Here is a 1197-nt window from a genome sequence, read left to right on the forward strand (position 1 = left end):
GGGCGTAGCGGACGGCGCTTTGATAGGCGGCTTCGATCAGGCCCAGCCCCTGCATGCCCACGCCGAGCCGCTCGCTGTTCATCATGGTGAACATGCCGTGCATGCCCTTGTGCGGCGCGCCGACGAGCCAGCCCTGGGCATCGTCGAAGCTGAGCTGGCAGGTGGCCGAGCCCTTGATGCCCATCTTGTGCTCGAGCGCCGTGCAGGTGACGCCGTTGAGCGCGCCGACACCGCCATCGGGGCCGCCATCGGGGCCGCCGTCGGGGCCGCCGTCGGGGCCGGGAAGGTATTTCGGCACCAGGAACAGGCTGACCCCCTTGATGCCCGGCGGCGCGCCGGGCAGCCGGGCGAGGACCATGTGGACGATGTTTTCCGTCAGATCGTGCTCGCCGGCCGAGACGAAGATCTTCGATCCGGTCAGGCGGTAGCTGCCGTCGCCGGCCGGCACCGCGCGGGTGCGCAGCAGGCCGAGATCGGTGCCGCAATGGGCCTCGGTCAGGCACATCGTGCCGGCCCAGATGCCCTGGGTCAGCTTGGGCAGGTAGAGCGCGCGGAGCGCGTCGGAGGCGAATCTGCCAATCGCGATCGTGGCCCCCGCCGTGAGGCCGGGATAGAGCGAGAAGGACAGATTGGCGGCGCAGATCATTTCGGACACCAGCATGCCCACCGTCTGGGGCAGGCCCTGGCCGCCATAGGCCGGGTCGCCGGTGACCGCATTCCAGCCGCCGGCGCGAAAAGCGGCATAGGCCGCGCGAAAGCCGGGCGGCGTGCGCACCACCCCGTTTTCCAGCGTGCAGCCATGGGCGTCGCCGGGGGCGTTGAGCGGCAGCAGCACTTCGGTGGCGAGCTTGCCGGCCGCTTCCAGGATGGGGGCGATGGCGTCGGCATCCAGGTCGGAGAAGGCCGGAAGCACCGTCAGGGCCGCGACATCATGCAGTTCGGTCAGGGCGAAGCGCATGTCGCGCAGGGGGGCGGCATAGGTCTGCATGGTCCGTGCCCTTTGGTCAGTTCCTGAGCGGTTTGCCGGTTTCCAGCATGTGTTCGATCCGGTCGAGCGTGGGCGTGGCGCGGATCAGGCCGAGGAAGGCGTCGCGTTCGAGGTCCAGCAAGGCGGTCTCGGACAGGGTTTCGGCCGGGTCGTGGGCGCCGCCGGTCAGAATGCGCGCCAGCGCCGCCGAGACCGTGACGTCGTGGGGC

Annotated in this window: 2 protein-coding genes; both read right to left on the reverse strand. The window is 70.0% G+C overall.

The annotated features are described in order from the left end of the window. Positions 1–988 (reverse strand): acyl-CoA dehydrogenase family protein (locus tag HUK84_RS19155; protein ID WP_176641632.1); only part of this gene is annotated, 988 nt, incomplete at its 3' end. A 16-nt stretch (positions 989–1004) separates the two neighbouring features. Beyond that, the coding region (locus HUK84_RS19160) for a hypothetical protein (RefSeq protein ID WP_176641633.1) at positions 1005–1197 on the reverse strand (193 nt) is incomplete at its 5' end.

Source organism: Nguyenibacter vanlangensis, from assembly GCF_013376155.1.
In the GTDB taxonomy this organism is placed as follows: domain Bacteria; phylum Pseudomonadota; class Alphaproteobacteria; order Acetobacterales; family Acetobacteraceae; genus Gluconacetobacter; species Gluconacetobacter vanlangensis.